Below are 16,673 nucleotides of genomic sequence, written 5' to 3'. Positions count from 1 at the left end.
TTCCCTTCTTCCAGGGGATTGGAAATCCGGGTTGCAAAAGACATTTCGGTAGGATAGGATCGCCGCCGATTCCCGGCCGGGAGATGAAAACCGCCGTTTTCCCCGGGCGTTTTAGAGTCCGGTCCGGGAGTGACTTCCAGGAGGAGTGGAATGGGAAAGCTGTTCGGAACGGACGGGATCCGTGGACCCGTCAACCGCTACCCGATCACTGCGGAGATGGCCTTCCGCATCGGCCGCGCGGCGGCACTTTTCTTCCTGCAGCGGGAGCAGCCGGCCCACCGGATCGTTCTCGGGCGCGACACGAGGGAATCCGGGGAAATGCTCGAGCGGGCCCTGATGGAGGGAATCTGCTCGACCGGCATGGACGCCCTCCTGGCCGGCATCATCCCCACGCCGGCGGTGGCCTTTCTGACGTCGGACAAGCAGGCCGACTGCGGAATCGTCGTCTCGGCCTCCCACAATCCCTACCAGGACAACGGGATCAAGATCTTCTCCGCGGAAGGCACGAAGCTGCCCGATGACGCCGAAGAGACCATTGAGGGGCTGATCCTGGGCGATCGGGAGAACGGCGCCGGACCGCTTCCCGACTCCCCCGGAATGGCCCGTTCCCTCGATGACGCCCGGAGCTGCTATGAATCCTTTCTCCGGGGAACCGTACCGGGTCTTTCCCTTGCGGGCCGGAAAATCATCCTTGATTGCTCAAACGGGGCGACATACCGCGTGGCGCCGGAGGTCTTCGCCGCCCTGGGGGCGGAGGTGACGGTCCTTTTCGCCCGGCCCGACGGGAAGAACATCAATGACGGCTGCGGCTCCCAGCACCCGGGCACCCTTGCCGGGAGGGTCGTGAAGGAGAAGGCCGATGCGGGCTTTGCCTTCGATGGCGACGGAGACCGGGTCATTGCCGTGGACGAGACAGGCAGGGTTCTCACGGGGGATACCCTCCTGGCGATCTCTGCCCGCCGGCTTCGGGAGGAAGGACGGCTCGCGAACAACCTGGTCGTCCGCACGGTCATGAGCAACATAGGCCTGACACTGGCTTTCCGGGAAATGGGGATCGACTCGATCATGACGGATGTCGGGGATCGTTACGTCTTCGCGGCCATGAAGGAGCGGGCGGCCGTCCTCGGCGGCGAGGACTCGGGCCACCTGATTTTTCTGGAGCACCTCTCCTCCGGCGACGGCATCCTCACGGCCCTCCAGGTCCTGGCGGCAATGGACCGGGCCGGAGCTTCCCTCTCGGAGCTGGGACGCCTCATGACGGTCTATCCCCAGGTGCTTCTCAATGTAGAGACGCGGTCCCGCCCTGACCTGGAGACCGTGCCGGAAGTCATGGCGGCCGTCCGGGAGGCGGAAGCGGCGCTGAACGGCCGGGGCCGGGTCCTCGTGCGATATTCGGGGACCCAGAACCTCTGCCGTGTGATGGTGGAAGGCCCGACGAGGGAGGAAACGGAGACCCACGCCGGCCGGATCGCCGGGGTCGTGCGAGAGGTTCTCGGATAGGTGCGGGCCGGCAATGCGGCGCGGATTGCGGGGCCTTTTTTCGTTCGGTATGGCGATGATTGAAACCTGCCGCGAGGCAGGCTATGATCCATGGAAAAAAAGGAAGCCGGGAGGCCGGCCCAAAGAAAGGACCGGGTCATGAAAATCCGGATCTACGTCTGCGTTCTTCTTTTGCTCCTGATGTCCGCATCCGTTTCCGCGGCGGGCCATGAGGCCGCTTCCATCGTCCAGTTCGGCAGCGACGTCACCGTCGAGGCGGGAACGAAGGCAAGGCGCGTTGTTTCCTTCGGCGGTCAGGTAACGGTGAACGGTACGGTAGAAAAGGACGTCGTGGCCGTGGGGGCGTCGGTCGTGGTGAGTCGGGGGGCCATCGTCGAAGGCGACGTGGTTTCCATCGGGGGCACCGTTGTCCGGGGACGGGGCGCGGAAATTCGGGGGAGCGTCACCGCGATCAACACGACCAACTTCTGGGCCTTCGTATCCTCCGCCGTCGAGGACGAAGCGGAGGGCTGGTCCTGGGTCCTGGCCGTCATTTCCCTGGCGATCTTCTTCTGCCTCCTCATCATCGCCATGCTCGTGACGGTCTTGATTCCGAAGCCCATCGCGGTCATCTCCACGACCATCCGGGAAGAAACCCTTCGCTCTTCGCTCTGGGGGCTCCTGGCCCTGGTCCTGGCGGTGCCCCTGGCGATCCTCCTGGCCATCTCCGTCATCGGGATCGTCCTGATTCCCCTGGAGGTCGTCATCATGACCGTGGCGGCCCTGACCGGGTTCATCGCCATGTCGCAGCTTGTCGGCCGGCAAGTGTACGCGCTGGTGAAGAGGCGGAACCAGGGAATCGTCCGCGAGACCTTCTGGGGCCTGATCATCCTGTGGTTCGCCGGGTGGATTCCCTATATCGGGCCGATCGTGAAAGTGCTGGCCGTCGTGCTGGGGCTGGGCGGGGTTATCTTCAGCCGGTTCGGGACCCGGATGAAAGGCATCCACGTCCAGCCTCCGCCTCCACCCGTGGAGCAGCCGCCCGCGGAACCGCCACCCGCCGTCGCTTGACCGGACACCCGCCGGTCCGCACAAGAGAGGAACGGATTTCAAATCCGCTCCCCTTCCTTTCTTACACTTCGCATCAGGGCACGGGGGCTGCCACGGGGGCTTCCGCCGTCGCGGACATTTTTCCCCGCGTTCCCTCGTCGACGGTCCGTCAGGCTGGAGGGATGGGGAAAAAGTCCTAATCGCTCCTCTGGAAACCCCCGGTCGCGCCCCCGCGAACGTCGGCCAAAAAGAACACTTCCCCCAAATATTTCGTTACGAACAGGCATGGTGCGTTGTTACCGAATCAAAAAAATGGGGATGTGTCCTTCGTTTTACTATGTCTAACCCCACGAACGTCGGTCCGGGAGAGGGGCTTCCCAGAGGAGCAATAGGGATAAATTTCCATTGCAAAGTCATAACTCGCACCGGACGGTGCTCAGACAGATGACTTTGCGGGCGCTGCGCTGCGACGGCAGGGTGCCCCGAAAAAGCCGCTATTCGCGCTCCGGGAAGCCCCCTCTCCCCTGACCAACGTTCGCGGGGGCGCGACCGGGGGTTTCCAGAGGAGCAATCAGAAAACGTTTCCGGACCCCAGGCTCTTCGGTTTCAGAAGGCGAAGAACAGAAACGTTTTCGCGACAGAGGAAGCCCCCGTGGCAGCCCCCGTGCCCTGATGCGAAGTGTAAGAAAGGAAGGGGAGCGGATTTGAAATCCGTTCCCGTTTTTCGTGGCCGCGGCATCCGTCTCTTCGGAGGGGTTCCGAAAAGAACTTCTGTTATCGCCGTCCTCCGAACAGGGATCCCAGGACGCCGCGGATGAGCTGCCGGCCGATCTGGCTGCCGATGGCGCGGGCGGCGCTCGTGGTCAGGGCGCCGACGAGTTGCTCCGTCTGGCTTTTGGGCTGCCTTTTCCCTCCCTTCGCGGGCGGCATCGACTCCGATTCCTGTCCCGCCCGGGTCTTGAGCTTTTCGTATGCCGATTCCCGGTCCACCACGTTTTCGTATGAGCCGTATATGGGAGACTCCTTGACGATCCCGAGCAGCTCGGCAGGCGTCAGGGGCGTAAGAGCGCTCCGGGGCGGAGCGATCCAGGCTCGCTCCACGATCCCGGGCACCCCTTTCTCGTCCTGCATGGAGACGAGTGCCTCCCCCACGCCCAGCTCCAGGATGGCCGCTGCCGTGTCGAGGCCGGGATTGGCCCGGAAGGTCTCCGCGGCGGCCCGGACCGCTTTCTGGTCCCGGGGCGTGAAGGCCCGCAGGGCGTGCTGGACACGGTTGCCCAGCTGGCCGAGAACGGCGTCGGGGATGTCCAGAGGGTTCTGCGTGACAAAATAAACCCCCACGCCCTTGGAGCGAATCAGCCGTACCACCTGCTCGATTTTTTCCTCCAGGGCCTTTGGGGCGTCGTCGAAGAGGAGGTGGGCCTCGTCGAAGAAGAAAACGAGCTTCGGCTTCGGAGGGTCCCCCGCCTCGGGGAGGTGTTCGAAAAGCTCCGACAGGAGCCAGAGGAGAAACGTGGCGTACACCTTGGGGGACTGCATGAGCCGGTCGGCCGAGAGGATGTTCACCGCTCCCCGCCCCGCCGCGTCGGTCTGCAGGAGGTCGTCGATGTTGAGGGCAGGCTCACCGAAGAATTGCTCGCCGCCCTGTTCTTCCAGGACGAGAAGGTTCCGCTGGATGGCGCCGACACTGGCCTTGGAGATGTTCCCGTACTGGAGCCGGAACGTCTCGGCATTGTCGCCCACGTACTGGGCCATGGCGCGCAGGTCCTTGAGGTCGAGAAGCAGGAATCCGTTGTCGTCGGCGATCTTGAAGAGGATGCTCAGGACGCCGCTCTGGGTCTCGTTCAGGTTGAGGATCCGGGACAGGAGGATCGGTCCCATCTCCGTGACCGTTGTCCGGACCGGGTGACCCTTCTCGCCGAAGACGTCCCAGAAGACGGCGGGATACCCCTCGTAGGAGAAGGAGAACTCCTGCATCTTGAGCTCTTTCACACGCTCGGCCACTTTGGCGTGATCCCCGCCGGGCCGGCCGATCCCCGAGAGGTCTCCCTTGACGTCGGCCAGGAAGACGGGGACACCGAGCGCGGAGAACTGTTCCGCCAGTACGCGCAGGGAGATGGTCTTGCCCGTGCCGGTGGCGCCGGCGATCAGTCCGTGCCGGTTGGCCATTTTCGGGTACAGGAAGAGGTCCGATTTGCCTCTGGCGACGAGAATCGGCGGGATTTGCTGAGCCATGACGCCTCCGGATGTTCCGGCCGCGAAGGGGCCGGGAAAGAAGGCGGCCCCGCCGGGGGGCGGGACCGCCATGCATGCCTGCGGGAACCCGCCGGCTACTTCTTGGCGGGCGCCTTCTTGTCAGGTGCCTTCTTCTCGGCCTTCTTGTCCTCTTTGACGTCAATGCTGGCGGCGGTCATGGTGTACTCGATGGTGACCTTGGAGCCGACCTTGAGATCGCCCTTCACCTTGGTGTCCTTCGACAGGGCGAGCTCCCACTTGTCCTTCCCCTTCTGAACGACGATGATGTTGTCCTTCTTCTCCAGGACCGGCCCCGTGACCTGGTACGTCTTGGGACCGGCGGCGGCTGCGACGGTGACAAACAGGAAAACGACGGCGACGGCAAACAGGATTCGTTTCATAAGCATTCTCCCTTCCTTTGGATTTCCTGTTACATGGAAGAACGGAGGCCAAAAGTCAAGGCCCGCCTGTCTGTCGGGATAGGGTTCAGCCCCATGTCCGTTCCGCCTCTTCTTCCATGCCTGCAGCCACAAGGGCCTCCCGGGTCGGGATCCCCTTCTCGGGGTCGATGTCCATGAGTTCGTAGAACCGGGCCTTCATGAACGCCAGGTCCACCTGGGAGCCATCGGCCTCGCCATCCTTGCCCGGCTCGAGCATCCGGGGCGTCAGGCTGTCGTCCGCGGCCGTGAGGCCGAATTCGTGGTTGATGAGGCGCTTGAGGAAATAGATCCGCCTGCCTGCCCGCATCATCTCCTCGGCGTCCCATCCATAGTCGGCCACGGCGTTGAAGAGGATGAGCCAGTCCGGGATGGTCACCTCGGCGTCGGCGAAGTTGCAGAAGCAGGCGCTGTTCTCGATGGCCCCCAGGGCCACCGCCGTCACGGCGGCCTCCGCCTTGTTTTCCGAGGTCTGCGGCTCCAGGATCAGGTCGAAGCCGATCTCCGGGTAGTACCGGGCTCCCATCTCCATGAACAGCATCGGGTCGGCGACGTGGCAGGCCCCCCGGGCGCCGACGGCGTATGTCAGGGCCATCCCGTGCCCGCCGCCGCGCGGGTCGTGCATGGGCGCCTCCAGCCCCTTGCTGTGAACCGTGTACTCCAGACCCTTCCCGATCTTCTTGGCGGCCTTCACGCTGCCGTCGGCAAGGAGTTCTCCGAGCATCCCCTCCCGTCGGCCGATCTTCGGGAGGATCACGTCGATGACCGTGGCCATGTCACCCCAGACGAAGGGCACGCCGTCCGTCTGCTCCAGGGTGAGGTCCCCCCGTTCGAAGGCCTCCATGGCCCATGCGATGGTCCCGCCGGCGGAGATGCTGTCGATTCCGAGGTCGTTGCAGAGGCGCCCCGCTTTGCAGGTCGCCGCAAGGTCGATGCTGCCGATGAGGGTGCCGAATGCGACAATGGTCTCGTATTCAGGCCCGGGTCCCTCGGGGACGGCGAAGGGGCCTTCCTTGACCTCCACGACCCGCTTGCAGGCGATGCCGCAGTAGGCGCAGGCCCCGCGGCGGGTCAGGTACAGGTCCGTCAGGGTTCCTCCCGAGAGGGCCTCCGCCGCTTCCTCCCAGAAGTTGGAGGTCCAGTTTTTGACCGGGACATCGCCGCTGTAGACACCGCCCATCAGGTTCGCCGCCGTCCCGTTCTCGTGAAGGACGTTGGACGCCAGGGCCTCTTTGATGCGCTCGTTCAGGTCTTTCCGTAGCTCCTCGAACGCCTCCGGGTCCGCCAGTTCCATCGTTTTTTTCGAGGCCTTCACGACAATGGCCTTGAGGAGCTTGGCCCCCATGAGGGTGCCGAAGCCGGCCCGGCCCGTGGCGTGGTGGCCGTCGTTGAGGATCAGGGCGAACTTGACCAGCTTTTCCGCCGCGGGACCGATGACCAGTGTCCGGGCGTTCTTCCCGTAGCGCTCCTTCAGAAGGCGTGTCGTCTCTTCGGTCCCCTTCCCCCAGAGGTCGGAGGCGTCAAGGATCTGCACCCGGTCGTCCTCGACCAGGAGCAGGGAGGGTTTGTCGGACCGCCCCGTGATCACGAGACCGTCGAGGCCGCAGTAGCGCAGCTCCGGGGCGAAGAACCCCCCGCAGGAGGAGTCGCCCCAGTGCCCCGTCAGGGGAGAGCAGCCCGCGACGCTGTTCCGGCTGGCCCCGGAGAGGCGAAGCCCCGCGAAAGGGCCGTTCATGAAGATCAGCATGGCCGCGGGGTCCAGTGGCTCCAGGTCGAATCGCCCCCGCTCCCGGAAAAGCTTGGCCGCCAGCCCGCTGCCGCCGATATACTGCCTGTACCAGGCCTCGGGAAGGGCCTCGATCTCCGTTTTCCCTGCCGTCAGATCCACGTTGAGTATCTTGCCTGTGTTGCCTTTCATGGGGGCACCTCCGAAAAATGGCCCCGGTTCTCCGAAGGTCCCGGGACGGTAAGGGGTTTGGGGTTATCAGGACGCCGGACCCGGCGCGATGAGCCTCTCGAGAAGGCTCTCCGCGGCCTGAAGGGCGGTGTTGTCCGGGTCCATGGACAGCAGGTCGACTCCGGCGAGGTTGCGGGCCGCCACGTCGCCGTCTGCGGGGATCACACCCAGGGGCTCGATCCCCGCTTCCCGCGCCAACCTTAAGAAGATGTCCTCCGACTCCCGGGGGAAACGGCTGCCCACCACGTAGATCCGGTCGTAGGGCAGGGACAGTTCCCGTACCAGCTCGTCGATCCGCCGGGCCGTGTCAAAGCTTAGCCGGGAGGGATCGCAGGAAATCAGAAGGGTATCCGAGGGGTTGCCGGCCCGGCGGCTGAAGTGCTCCAGCCCGGCGCCGAAATCCATCAGGACCAGGTCGTACATGGCCATCGTGTCCAGCAGGCTCTCCGTCAGGACCGAATGCACGGCGCAGTAGCAGCCCTCACCGCTGGTCCTGCCCATGACGAGAAAGTCGAAGGAGCGGTCGTGGCGGATCGTGTCCCAAAGGGAAAAGCGCAGCTTTCTTCCCCGCCCCGCCGATCCCTTGAGCTCGCTGCGGCGGCGGTCCACTGCCTGTCCGACCGTGGCCTCCACCGGGATCCCCAGGGTCGCCGACAGGTTCGCGTCCGGGTCAGCGTCGATGACGAGAATGTCCTGGAATGTCCCCCGGCGGATCAGGGCGGCCAGCATGAGGGAGGCCAGGGTCGTTTTTCCCGATCCTCCCTTGCCTGTAAAGGAAAAGACGCGCGGTTTCTTCATCAGAGAATCTCCCCCGTCCGGAGCCAGACATGCTCGTACAAAACGTATTCCACGATCAGGGCGAAACGGCCAGGATTCTCGATCTCCAGGGTCTCCGCGGGAACGAGTTCCTGGAAGACGCCATGTTCCCGGTGATACCGGACGATACCGGCCCCGATACCGGCGATCCGGTCCGTGGTTTCTTCATCCAGGTCATACGGAAAGATGAACTGGGCCCGGGAGTAAGACCCGGCCAGCGCCTCCAGTCCCTTCATCTTTTCCGCCAGGCGGTCCGTGCCGTCGAAGGCCACCAGGCACTCCTTCGCCGGCGGCCGATAGTCCCGGATCCGGCAGCGGGGCTTACGGTTCTCCATGTCGAGTTCAACCCAGTGTTCCCGGGCCGCCTCTTCGAGGACCGACACGATGTATCCGGGCGGATATCCCGTCCGGCGGGTAATCTCCTCCAGGGACACCCAGCCGGCGCCGATCAGCGGGTGCAGGACCCCCGTGGGAACGAAGCCGCGCTTGAGCCTCGCCTTCAGGTCCCGCAGGCGGGGGAGAACTGCCGCGACGTCCACGCGGATGTCCGTCCCCGGCACGCGGAAATCCGTGCGGGCGGCGTAGCCCCGGCCGGCAAGAAAGGCGGCGCAGGCCGCACGCATTAAGTTTCCGCCCATCCTAGTCGGGGAAAATCTCCGTCCCGTCGGCCAGCGTGCCGCAAAGGACGATGCTGCCGTCCCGGGGGATGAGAGCCCGGGGGACCTGCGACTGCGGAACGACCAGCGTCAGGGCGCTCTTGGGGCAGACGGCGACGCACTCGCCGCAGCCGTCACAGTTGATCATAAAGCCGGAGATGATCCGGTGGTCGATGTCTTCGAGCCTTCTGGGAATGAACTTGTCCGGATCCGGGGCCTCCTTGTTCATGTAGGCCAGGACGTTCGGCCCGTGGTCGAGGCAGGTCCGGACGCATTTCAGGCATTCGATGGCGTTGCCGCAGGCATCCTCGTCCACGGCGATCCGGTAGCGTGGCGTTACGTGTTCTTCCATGGCTGGCACCTCCTTTCCGCCGTTACCACTCGTCCACAAGGGCGGGATAGGTCGTCCGGTCCACCAGCCGGATGGCCCCGGTGGGGCAAACGGGCCGGCACAGGCCGCAGCCGAAGCATCGGCTGATGTTCACGCTGGCGATGGTGTCCAGGGGGGAGTACCGAAGGGCTCCGAAGGGGCAGCGGGGAAGGCAGAGAGGCATTTTCGTGCAGCCTTCGGCGCATTTCTTCCGGTCCACCACGGAGACGTATTCCCCCTTCCGCTGGGCGTTGACGATCCCGAAGTGCGCCCGCATGCGGGTGGGCATGCAGTCCGTCTCCAGGCAGTGGCACATGACGATGGGCGGTTTCCCGTCGGCGTCCACGCCGGAGTCCCACAGAGAATGGACCAGGCCGAGGCGGTCCATTTCCTTTTCAAATTCCCTGGCCTCTTCCCGGGTAATGACCCGGCTGTCGGTCTCCCAGGGGCGCTGCTCCAGGGCCCGGTCCACGACGGGATCGAAAAAGAGGCAGGAGTACACGTCCTTGTGGCCGAAGTAGCGCCGGCAGGCGCAGTGCATGAGGAGGAAGCGGTCCCCCGGCATCATGTCGATGACGTTCAGGGCGTCTTCCAGGGGGAGGACCTGCCCCTGGTGCTGGGTGATCTTCTCGAGGGCGATGTTGAAGGCGCCACCGAAATTGTAGTCCGGGAGCGTGTCCTCGCTGTCGGCGACGGCGCCGACCTCGAAGCTGTTCTTGTAAACCCCCGAGAGCATGTCATAGGCGGTGTTGTGTCCCGGGGCCTGGAACAGCTCCGGGCGGTAATTGTCCGGGTTGAAATACCACTTTGTTCCGTTGCCGTATTCCGTGCAGTAGCGGCACATGATCCTTCACCCTCCCTGTCTTGAGTGGAAAGGCATCCGGGCGGCGGCCGAATGGGGCGCACCGCCCGGGGTTCCGGCGATTATTTGATGATCTTGTCTTCCCAGCCCAGCTCCCGCAGGACCTCGTTGTAGGCAAGGGCTACCTTCTTGAGCTTCGGGGCCAGTTTCAGGAGTCCCACGGCGGAGCCCTTGACCCGGATCTTCTTGCGGGTGATCGCCATGACCGGGTTCAGCTTGTCGGACCAGGACCGGTGCGCGTCGTCCGCGGAGAGGCTCATGACCAGGTCCGGCGTCCCCGGGGGATCGCCAGCTCCGAACTCGAGCTTGCCGCCGCGGGAGTCCACCCAGACGGCGCAGCCGGGGCCGCTCTCGGTGTAATCGTACAGGATGAGCTGGTTCACTTTCTTCATCCCTTCCGAAAGCTCCGGATCCTGCGACACCTTCTCGTGGAGCTTCAAAACGGCCGTGACGGCCTCCTGCGGATCCTTCCAGAATTCCATGGGCTTTCTCCTTTCTAACGGGCTTTCAGGTAAAGGTTGATGATGTCTTCCTCTTCCACGTACCGCGGATTGTAGCTGATCTGTCCGTCCCCGGACGCCAGTTCCACCAGGGAGGCGAGACCCTCCCGATCGCCGGGGACATCGAAGTCCTTCAGGGTCTGGGTGAGGCCCACATCCAGGAGGAGGTCCTTCACGGCCTGCACGGCCAGCCGCCCGGCCTCGATGGGATCCTTCCCGTCCACGGGGATCCCCATGGCGTCGGCGATCATCATGAAACGCTCCGGCCGCTCCTCCAGGTTGAACTCCATGACGTGGGGCAGCATGATGGCGTTGGCCAGCCCGTGGGGGATGCCGTAAATGGCGCCCAGCGAGTGGGCCAGTGCATGGACGGCGCCGGTCAGGGCGTTGACGAAGCACATCCCGGCGATGCAGCTGGCCAGGAGCATGTTCCCCCTGGCGTCTACATTGTCGGGCTCCCGGACCGCCGCCGGCAGGTAGCGGCAGATCATGCGGATCGCATGAAACCCCAGGGCGTCCGAGATCGGCTGGGCGTTGTTCGACGTCACACCCTCGATGGCATGGGTCAGGGCGTCCATGCCCGTGAAGGCGGTGATCTTTGCCGGCAGCTTCAGGGTCAGCTCCGGGTCGAGCATGGCGATGTCGGAGTTGCAGAAGGGATGGGTGACTTGCAGCTTTGCATGGGCCTCCGTGTCGAGGACCACCATGGCGTTGGTGATCTCGCAGCCCGTCCCCGCCGTCGTCGGAAAGGCGATGTGAGGCGGGAGTGGTTTCGCCCCGTCCCACAGGGCAGCCTGGGCGGCCAGAGGGGCGAAGTCGTCCAGGCCCTCGCCGATGAGGATGTTGACCGCCTTGGCCGTGTCCATGACGCTCCCGCCGCCCACGGCGATCAGGCAGTCGGCGCCCTTTTCCCGGTAGAACCGGGCCCCTTCGTTGATGAGATCGATCCGGGCGTCCTGGAGGACCCCGTCAAAGATCCCGACCAGCTCGAGATCCGATTTCTCCACGGCCTCGGCGACCATCCCGGCCACCCCGGCGCCAACGAGACCCTTGTCGGTAAAGATCACCGCTTTGGTCCCGCCCAGCTGGGCCATTTCGTAGCCCACCTCGCTCCGCAGGCCCGGGGAGTACATGATCCGGGAGCGGTTCACCCAGCTGAAAAACGATTCATACGAAAGTTCTGGATACTTCATGAATCCTCCTCGTCTGGAATGTTCGGTGATGGGTTGATCGTCAGACGGCGTCCGCCGCCTCCCGGCTTATCGCAGGATCTGTCCGGCGATGATGGTCCGCTGGATCTGGTTGGTCCCCTCGTAGATCTGGGTGATCTTCGCGTCCCTCATCATTCTCTCTACAGGATATTCCCGGACATAGCCATATCCCCCGAAGACCTGCACGGCGTCGGTGGTCACCTTCATCGCCACGTCCGAGGCGTACCACTTGGCCATGGAGGCGATCTTCGGCAGGTCCGCCGCCTCCGGCTCCGAGTCGATCATCGACGCCGCCCGGTACACGATCGACCGCGCCGTCTCCACCGACAGGGCCATCTCCGCCAGCATCCACTGCATCCCCTGGAACGAGGACAGCGGCTTCCCGAACTGCACCCGCTCCTTGGCGTACTTGATCGACGCCTCCAGGGCACCCTGGGCGATCCCCAGGGCCTGGCCGCCCACGGCCGGACGTGTGTAGTTGAACGTCGTCATCAGCGTCCGGAATCCGCCCCCCTCCGGGCCCAGCAGACGGTCCGCCGGCAGGAACACGTTCTCGAACACCAGCTCCCGCGTGTCCGAGCCGTGGAGCCCCATCTTGTGCTCCTTCTTCCCCACCGTGAATCCCGCCTCGCCCTTCTCCACCAGGAGCATGCTGATGCCCCGGTTCCCCTTCTCCCGGTCCGTGTAGGCCAGGACCGTCACGATCTCCGCCTCGCCCCCGTTGGTGATGAAGATCTTCGCGCCGTCCAGGACATACCCGCCATCCACCTTCTTCGCCGTCGTCTTCATCCCCGACACGTCGGAGCCCGCCCCCGGCTCGGTGATCCCGCAGGCCCCCAGGCACTGCCCCGAGGCCAGCCGGTACAGCCACTTCTTTTTCTGCTCCTCCGTCCCCACCAAAAGCAGCGGGTCGGAGGCCAGCGCCTGGGTCGTCAGGATGACCGAGGTCGAGCAACACACCCGGGCGATCTCCTCCACCACCAGGACCATCGCCAGCATCCCGGCCCCCGCCCCGCCGTACTCCTCGGGGATCTGCACGCCCAACAGGCCGTTCTCCGCCAGGACCTTCACCGACTCCGACGGGAACACCTCCTTCTCGTCGATCTCCGCGGCGATGGGCGCAAACTTCTCTTCGGCGATCCGCCGGACCGTATCCCGGAGCATCTTCTGGTCTTCGTTCAATATGAAATCCATCGTACTTCTCCTTCCAAATTCGTTTCTTGCTATTTATCGTTAATGATTCTGCGGATTTCCCGCTTCAGGATCTTGCCCAGGCCCGTCTTGGGCATGGCGTCGAAGAAGAAGATCTTCTTCGGGGCCACGAAATGGTGGAGGTGTTCGCCCAGGTAAGCCAGGAGCTCCTCCTCGGTGGCCTGCTGGCCCGGCTTCAGGGTCACTGCCGCTGCCACTTCCTCGCCGTATTTCGGGTCCTTCATGGCGACGACGGCGCACTCCCAGATCGCCGGATGCTTGTACAGCCAGCCCTCGGCGACGCCGGGATCGATGTTCTCGCCGCCCTTGATGATCAGGTCCTTCAGGCGTCCCGTGATGTAGAGCTCCCCGTCCTCGTCGAGCTTCCCGACGTCGCCGGTGTGAAGCCACCCGTTGACGAGGGCCTTGGCGGTCTCCTCGGGCTTGTTCAGGTAGCCCTTCATGACGATGGGGCCTTTGCAGATGACCTCCCCCTCTTCGCCCCGGGGCACGTCCTTCCCGTCGGCATCCACGACCCGCAGGGCCAGGCCGGGCAGGGGGAAGCCGACGCTGCCGGGCTTGCGGGGCCAGTCGCGGCGCTGCCGTGTCATGGAGCCGCCGACTTCCGTGCAGCCGTAGCCCTGGGTGATCTCGATCCTGAAGGTCTTCTGGGCGTTCTCCAGGGTATCCAGGGCCAGGGGGCCGCCGGAGCAGATGAGGAGGTCCAGGGAGGACGTGTCGTCCTTCGCGGGATCGAAGACCATCATCAGGAAAATGAGCATGGTGGGTACGACGGGGATGAAGGACACCTTGTAGTCCCGGATGGCGTCCAGGACCTTGCGTGGATCGAAGGGGGGCATCAGGAGGCTGACGCAGCCCAGGTGGTACAGCTCCAGGGTGCTGATGACGCCGAAGATGTGATTCATGGGAACCGTCGTCAGCATGATCTCACCCTTCTTTCCTCCCCACACCTGGGAGCCCGTCATCATCTGCTTTTCCATGTTGCCGTGGCTCAACATGACGCCCTTGGGGAAGCCCGTCGTGCCGGAGGTGTACATCAGGATGGACAGGTCGTCCGCCTCGACGGGGACCACGTCTCCCAGTTCGTCCCCCTTCGCCAGCAAGTCTTCATAGGGAAGAAGCCCCTCTCCGCGCTCCTGGCCGATCACGATGATCGTCTCGACCGTTTTCACACCTTCGGCGGCCTCCCGGACCTTGGGCAGAAGCTTGTCCTCCACGAGGACGAACTTGCAGCGGGAATCCTCCAGGATGTAGCGGATCTCCTTGGCCGTCAGCATGAAGATGATGGGGAGATAGACGGCGCCGCACCGGTTGATGCCGTTGATGAGCGACGGAGTCTCGGGGAGATTGCTCACCACCGTGCCGATGATGTCGCCCTTCTGCACACCCATCTTCCGGAGGCCCGTGGCCAGGCGGCGGGCCTGGTCCAGGAGATCCGTGTTTTTAATCCGTTTTTCCCCTTCCGGGCCGAGGTAGATGAACTGCTCGTACTCTCCGTAGTGGGCGACGTTGAATTCCAGAAACCGGCTGATGTTGCTCTCCATAATCATTCTCTCCCTGTCTTTTTTTTGCGGACCATGCTGTCCGGAGACGGTCATGCCAGTCCCCGGAGCCGGGCCATGTTCAACATCTGTTCCATTGTTCCATGCGGTGGAACCCTTTGTTCTTCCTTCGGAACCATCCGGATCGCCTCGAGGGGGCAGTCGGTCGCGCAGAGGCCGCAGCCGATGCAGCGGTCCCGGTCGATCCGGGCATGCTCGGTTTCGTCCATCGAGATGGCTGCCATCTGGCAGCGGTGCAGGCAGGCCCCGCAGCCGGTGCAGGCGTCCGGATCGACCCCGGCATAGTAATTCGAAAAGACCATTTCGGCGGGCCTGGAATGCAGGTTCAAGGCCCGAAGCACACTGCAGCAGTCGCCGCAGCAGTTGCACATCCCCCCGGGATTCTGTGCCGTCGCCGGCTGTGTGACGAGGCCGGCGTCCCGGGCCTCCTTCAGCAGCCGTACGGCTTCTTCCAGGCCGACCTCGCGTCCGAGCCCTTGATCGAGGTAATACTGCCCCATGGAGCCGAACATGAAACAGACCTCCCGCGGCTTGCCGCATCCCTTTCCGAGCAGGGTCTGCTGCTTGCGGCAGATGCACTCGGCGACGACGATGCGGGGCTGTGCGCGAAGGATCTCCACGGCGTCCTCCCAGGCGGCGACCTGATGGGTGACATCCAGGGACTCCCGCACGGGCACGGTCCGCAGGAACGCCGCGGCGCTCCGGGAGACGGCGTCGTAGAAGGCCTCGTGGAAATAGCGCTCCAGGAGTGCCGAGAAATCCCGGTCCAGACGGGTCACCTGGAACTCAAAGAGGCCGTGGACGAAGGGGATGGTGCCGTATTTTGTGACACCGCCCTTCTTCAGGGTGAAAAGAAGACCCCGGGACGCCATGTCCTCGAGGTGGCCCGCCGTTTCGCCGGGATCGAGATTCAGGCGGGCGGCCACGTCCTCCGGTGTTTCCAGGCGCGGGCTCATGGCCAGGAACAAAGAGGCGTCCCGCTCGGAGAACATCTTCCGCAGGATCTCGATCTCGATGCCCGAATCCGTGGGGGGAAATCCCAGGGACAGGAGGTCCAGGTACTGCTGGAGCTTCCGGAACGTATCTTGAGGCATGACAGAATCCTTTCTCCGTCCTCTGGAAGAGAATGAACAATCCTGCGGTCGGGTCCGGCCCGTGTCTCGCTCCGTTGAAACGGATTCCGCTTTCGGCGATCAGAGAAGTCCCCGCTCCCGGGCGATGGTGATCTGCATCTCCATGACGTCCCGCGGGGGGGTATAGCGCTCTTCTGGCTTCTTGTAGTCGAGCCTGACGGCCTCGAACGGGCAGGCGCCGACGCAGACGCCACAGCCGATGCAACGGTCCGGATTCACCACGGCGCTGTCTTCCACCCGAATCGCGTCCATGGGGCAGCGGCCCTCGCAGATGCCGCAGTTCGTGCACTCCTCCGGGATGACCCGGGCCCGGAAATTCGTATGGGCGACCTCCGCGGGCCGGTCCATCTGTTTCAGTGTTCGGAGGAGCGCGCAGCAGCAGCCGCAGCACATGCAGAGGTTCCAGACCTTCTGCCCGTTTCCCGGCTGGAGCACGAGTCCCGCGTCCATCGCCTTCCGGAGGATCTCCAGGGCCTCCTCGACCGAGACCTCGCGGCCCAGGCCGTTCTCGATGTAGAAGTATGCACCCGTTCCGAAGGCCATGCAGGTCTCCACGGGGTGGTCACAGCCCACCCCGACCATCTTCTCCTCCTTCCGGCAGATGCAGGTGGCCACGGAGATCTTCGTCTGGGCCCGGACGAGGGCCTCCGCCTGCTCGTAGGGAAGCACCTCCATGTCCGGCGTCACACTTTGCGATATGGGCACGATCCGGTGCTGGCTCGTCTTCGTCCCGTACCACCCCTTCGTCATGAACTCGTCGAAGTACTTCCGGAGGAGCCGGACATCCTCCGCGTTGTTCTGGTGGATGTGAAACTCCCACATGCCCTCCGCCAGGGGAACGAGGTTGTAGAACCGCCTTTCCCCCTTGGCGATCCGGAATATGAGCCCCCGCTTCGACATGTCCTCGAGCACCGGGGCCAGGGTCTCCTCCTTCACTCCCAGGCGCGTCGCGATGGCCGGCGCAGCCTCGGGGAGGCCCGTCATCGCCAGGGCGATGCGTGCCTCTTCCGGGGTAAACCAGCGGGCCAGGATCTCCCGCTCGATGCCGGAGGAGGTCTCCGGGTACGGAATGGGCAGACGGTCCAGGTGCTTCGCCAGCTTCGCATACACTTCTTCCATGCTTCCCGCCTTTCCTCTCTCCGCCCCGGACCGCCCGCGAGGCGGTCCGGGGCGATGTACGGCCCTATTTCGCG

Annotated in this window: 15 protein-coding genes; 2 read left to right on the top strand and 13 right to left on the bottom strand. The window is 64.2% G+C overall.

The genetic code is table 11. The features are described from left to right. Nucleotides 1–150 precede the first annotated feature (150 nt). Nucleotides 151–1,500, top strand: coding sequence for a phosphoglucosamine mutase (glmM, locus tag PLO63_15535; GenBank protein ID HOI75557.1), 1,350 nt, complete (start codon nt 151–153; stop codon nt 1,498–1,500). Nucleotides 1,501–1,590: 90 nt separating this feature from the next. Further along, entirely contained in the window at nt 1,591–2,550 is a 960-nt protein-coding gene (locus PLO63_15530) for a hypothetical protein (GenBank protein ID HOI75556.1), read from the top strand. Between the two features lie 753 nt (nt 2,551–3,303). On the opposite strand, the gene PLO63_15525 is transcribed toward PLO63_15530, so the two are convergent. The 13 genes from PLO63_15525 to PLO63_15465 form a co-directional block, all read right to left on the bottom strand. Then, a complete protein-coding gene (locus tag PLO63_15525; protein ID HOI75555.1) occupies nt 3,304–4,764 on the bottom strand; it encodes a DUF853 family protein in 1,461 nt (486 codons plus the stop codon). 95 nt (nt 4,765–4,859) lie between these two features. Continuing rightward, nucleotides 4,860–5,165, bottom strand: a complete 306-nt coding sequence (locus tag PLO63_15520) for a hypothetical protein (protein ID HOI75554.1) — start codon at nt 5,163–5,165, stop codon at nt 4,860–4,862. 85 nt (nt 5,166–5,250) lie between these two features. Further along, entirely contained in the window at nt 5,251–7,119 is a 1,869-nt protein-coding gene (locus tag PLO63_15515; GenBank protein ID HOI75553.1) for an aldehyde ferredoxin oxidoreductase family protein, read from the bottom strand. A 66-nt stretch (nt 7,120–7,185) separates the two neighbouring features. Next, nucleotides 7,186–7,956: an AAA family ATPase gene (locus PLO63_15510; protein ID HOI75552.1), complete on the bottom strand. Its 771-nt coding sequence runs from the start codon at nt 7,954–7,956 to the stop codon at nt 7,186–7,188. Next, the gene (locus PLO63_15505; protein HOI75551.1) at nt 7,956–8,597 is read right to left on the bottom strand and encodes a hypothetical protein; all 642 of its coding nucleotides are present in this window, start codon (nt 8,595–8,597) and stop codon (nt 7,956–7,958) included. Before PLO63_15505 ends, PLO63_15510 begins: the two co-directional genes overlap by 1 nt. 16 nt (nt 8,598–8,613) lie before the next feature. Further along, nucleotides 8,614–8,982, bottom strand: coding sequence for a 4Fe-4S dicluster domain-containing protein (locus PLO63_15500; protein HOI75550.1), 369 nt, complete (start codon nt 8,980–8,982; stop codon nt 8,614–8,616). Between the two features lie 22 nt (nt 8,983–9,004). Beyond that, nucleotides 9,005–9,844 carry a 4Fe-4S binding protein gene (locus PLO63_15495; protein HOI75549.1) on the bottom strand — a complete coding sequence of 280 codons (840 nt, stop codon included), beginning with the start codon at nt 9,842–9,844 and terminating at the stop codon, nt 9,005–9,007. Nucleotides 9,845–9,924: 80 nt separating this feature from the next. Next, a complete protein-coding gene (locus PLO63_15490; GenBank protein HOI75548.1) occupies nt 9,925–10,344 on the bottom strand; it encodes an SCP2 sterol-binding domain-containing protein in 420 nt (139 codons plus the stop codon). Nucleotides 10,345–10,358: 14 nt separating this feature from the next. Continuing rightward, on the bottom strand, nt 10,359–11,555 hold the full coding sequence (locus PLO63_15485; GenBank protein ID HOI75547.1) for an iron-containing alcohol dehydrogenase: 1,197 nt from the start codon (nt 11,553–11,555) through the stop codon (nt 10,359–10,361). 66 nt (nt 11,556–11,621) lie between these two features. Then, on the bottom strand, nt 11,622–12,767 hold the full coding sequence (locus tag PLO63_15480; protein HOI75546.1) for an acyl-CoA dehydrogenase family protein: 1,146 nt from the start codon (nt 12,765–12,767) through the stop codon (nt 11,622–11,624). 29 nt (nt 12,768–12,796) lie between these two features. Beyond that, entirely contained in the window at nt 12,797–14,329 is a 1,533-nt protein-coding gene (locus PLO63_15475; GenBank protein HOI75545.1) for an AMP-binding protein, read from the bottom strand. A 50-nt stretch (nt 14,330–14,379) separates the two neighbouring features. Beyond that, nucleotides 14,380–15,441: a 4Fe-4S dicluster domain-containing protein gene (locus PLO63_15470; protein ID HOI75544.1), complete on the bottom strand. Its 1,062-nt coding sequence runs from the start codon at nt 15,439–15,441 to the stop codon at nt 14,380–14,382. A 99-nt stretch (nt 15,442–15,540) separates the two neighbouring features. Continuing rightward, a complete protein-coding gene (locus tag PLO63_15465) occupies nt 15,541–16,599 on the bottom strand; it encodes a 4Fe-4S binding protein (protein HOI75543.1) in 1,059 nt (352 codons plus the stop codon). Nucleotides 16,600–16,673: the final 74 nt, after the last annotated feature.

Source organism: Syntrophales bacterium (assembly GCA_035363115.1).
GTDB lineage: Bacteria > Desulfobacterota > Syntrophia > Syntrophales > PHBD01 > PHBD01.
This window is presented reverse-complemented; position numbering and strand designations above follow the sequence as displayed.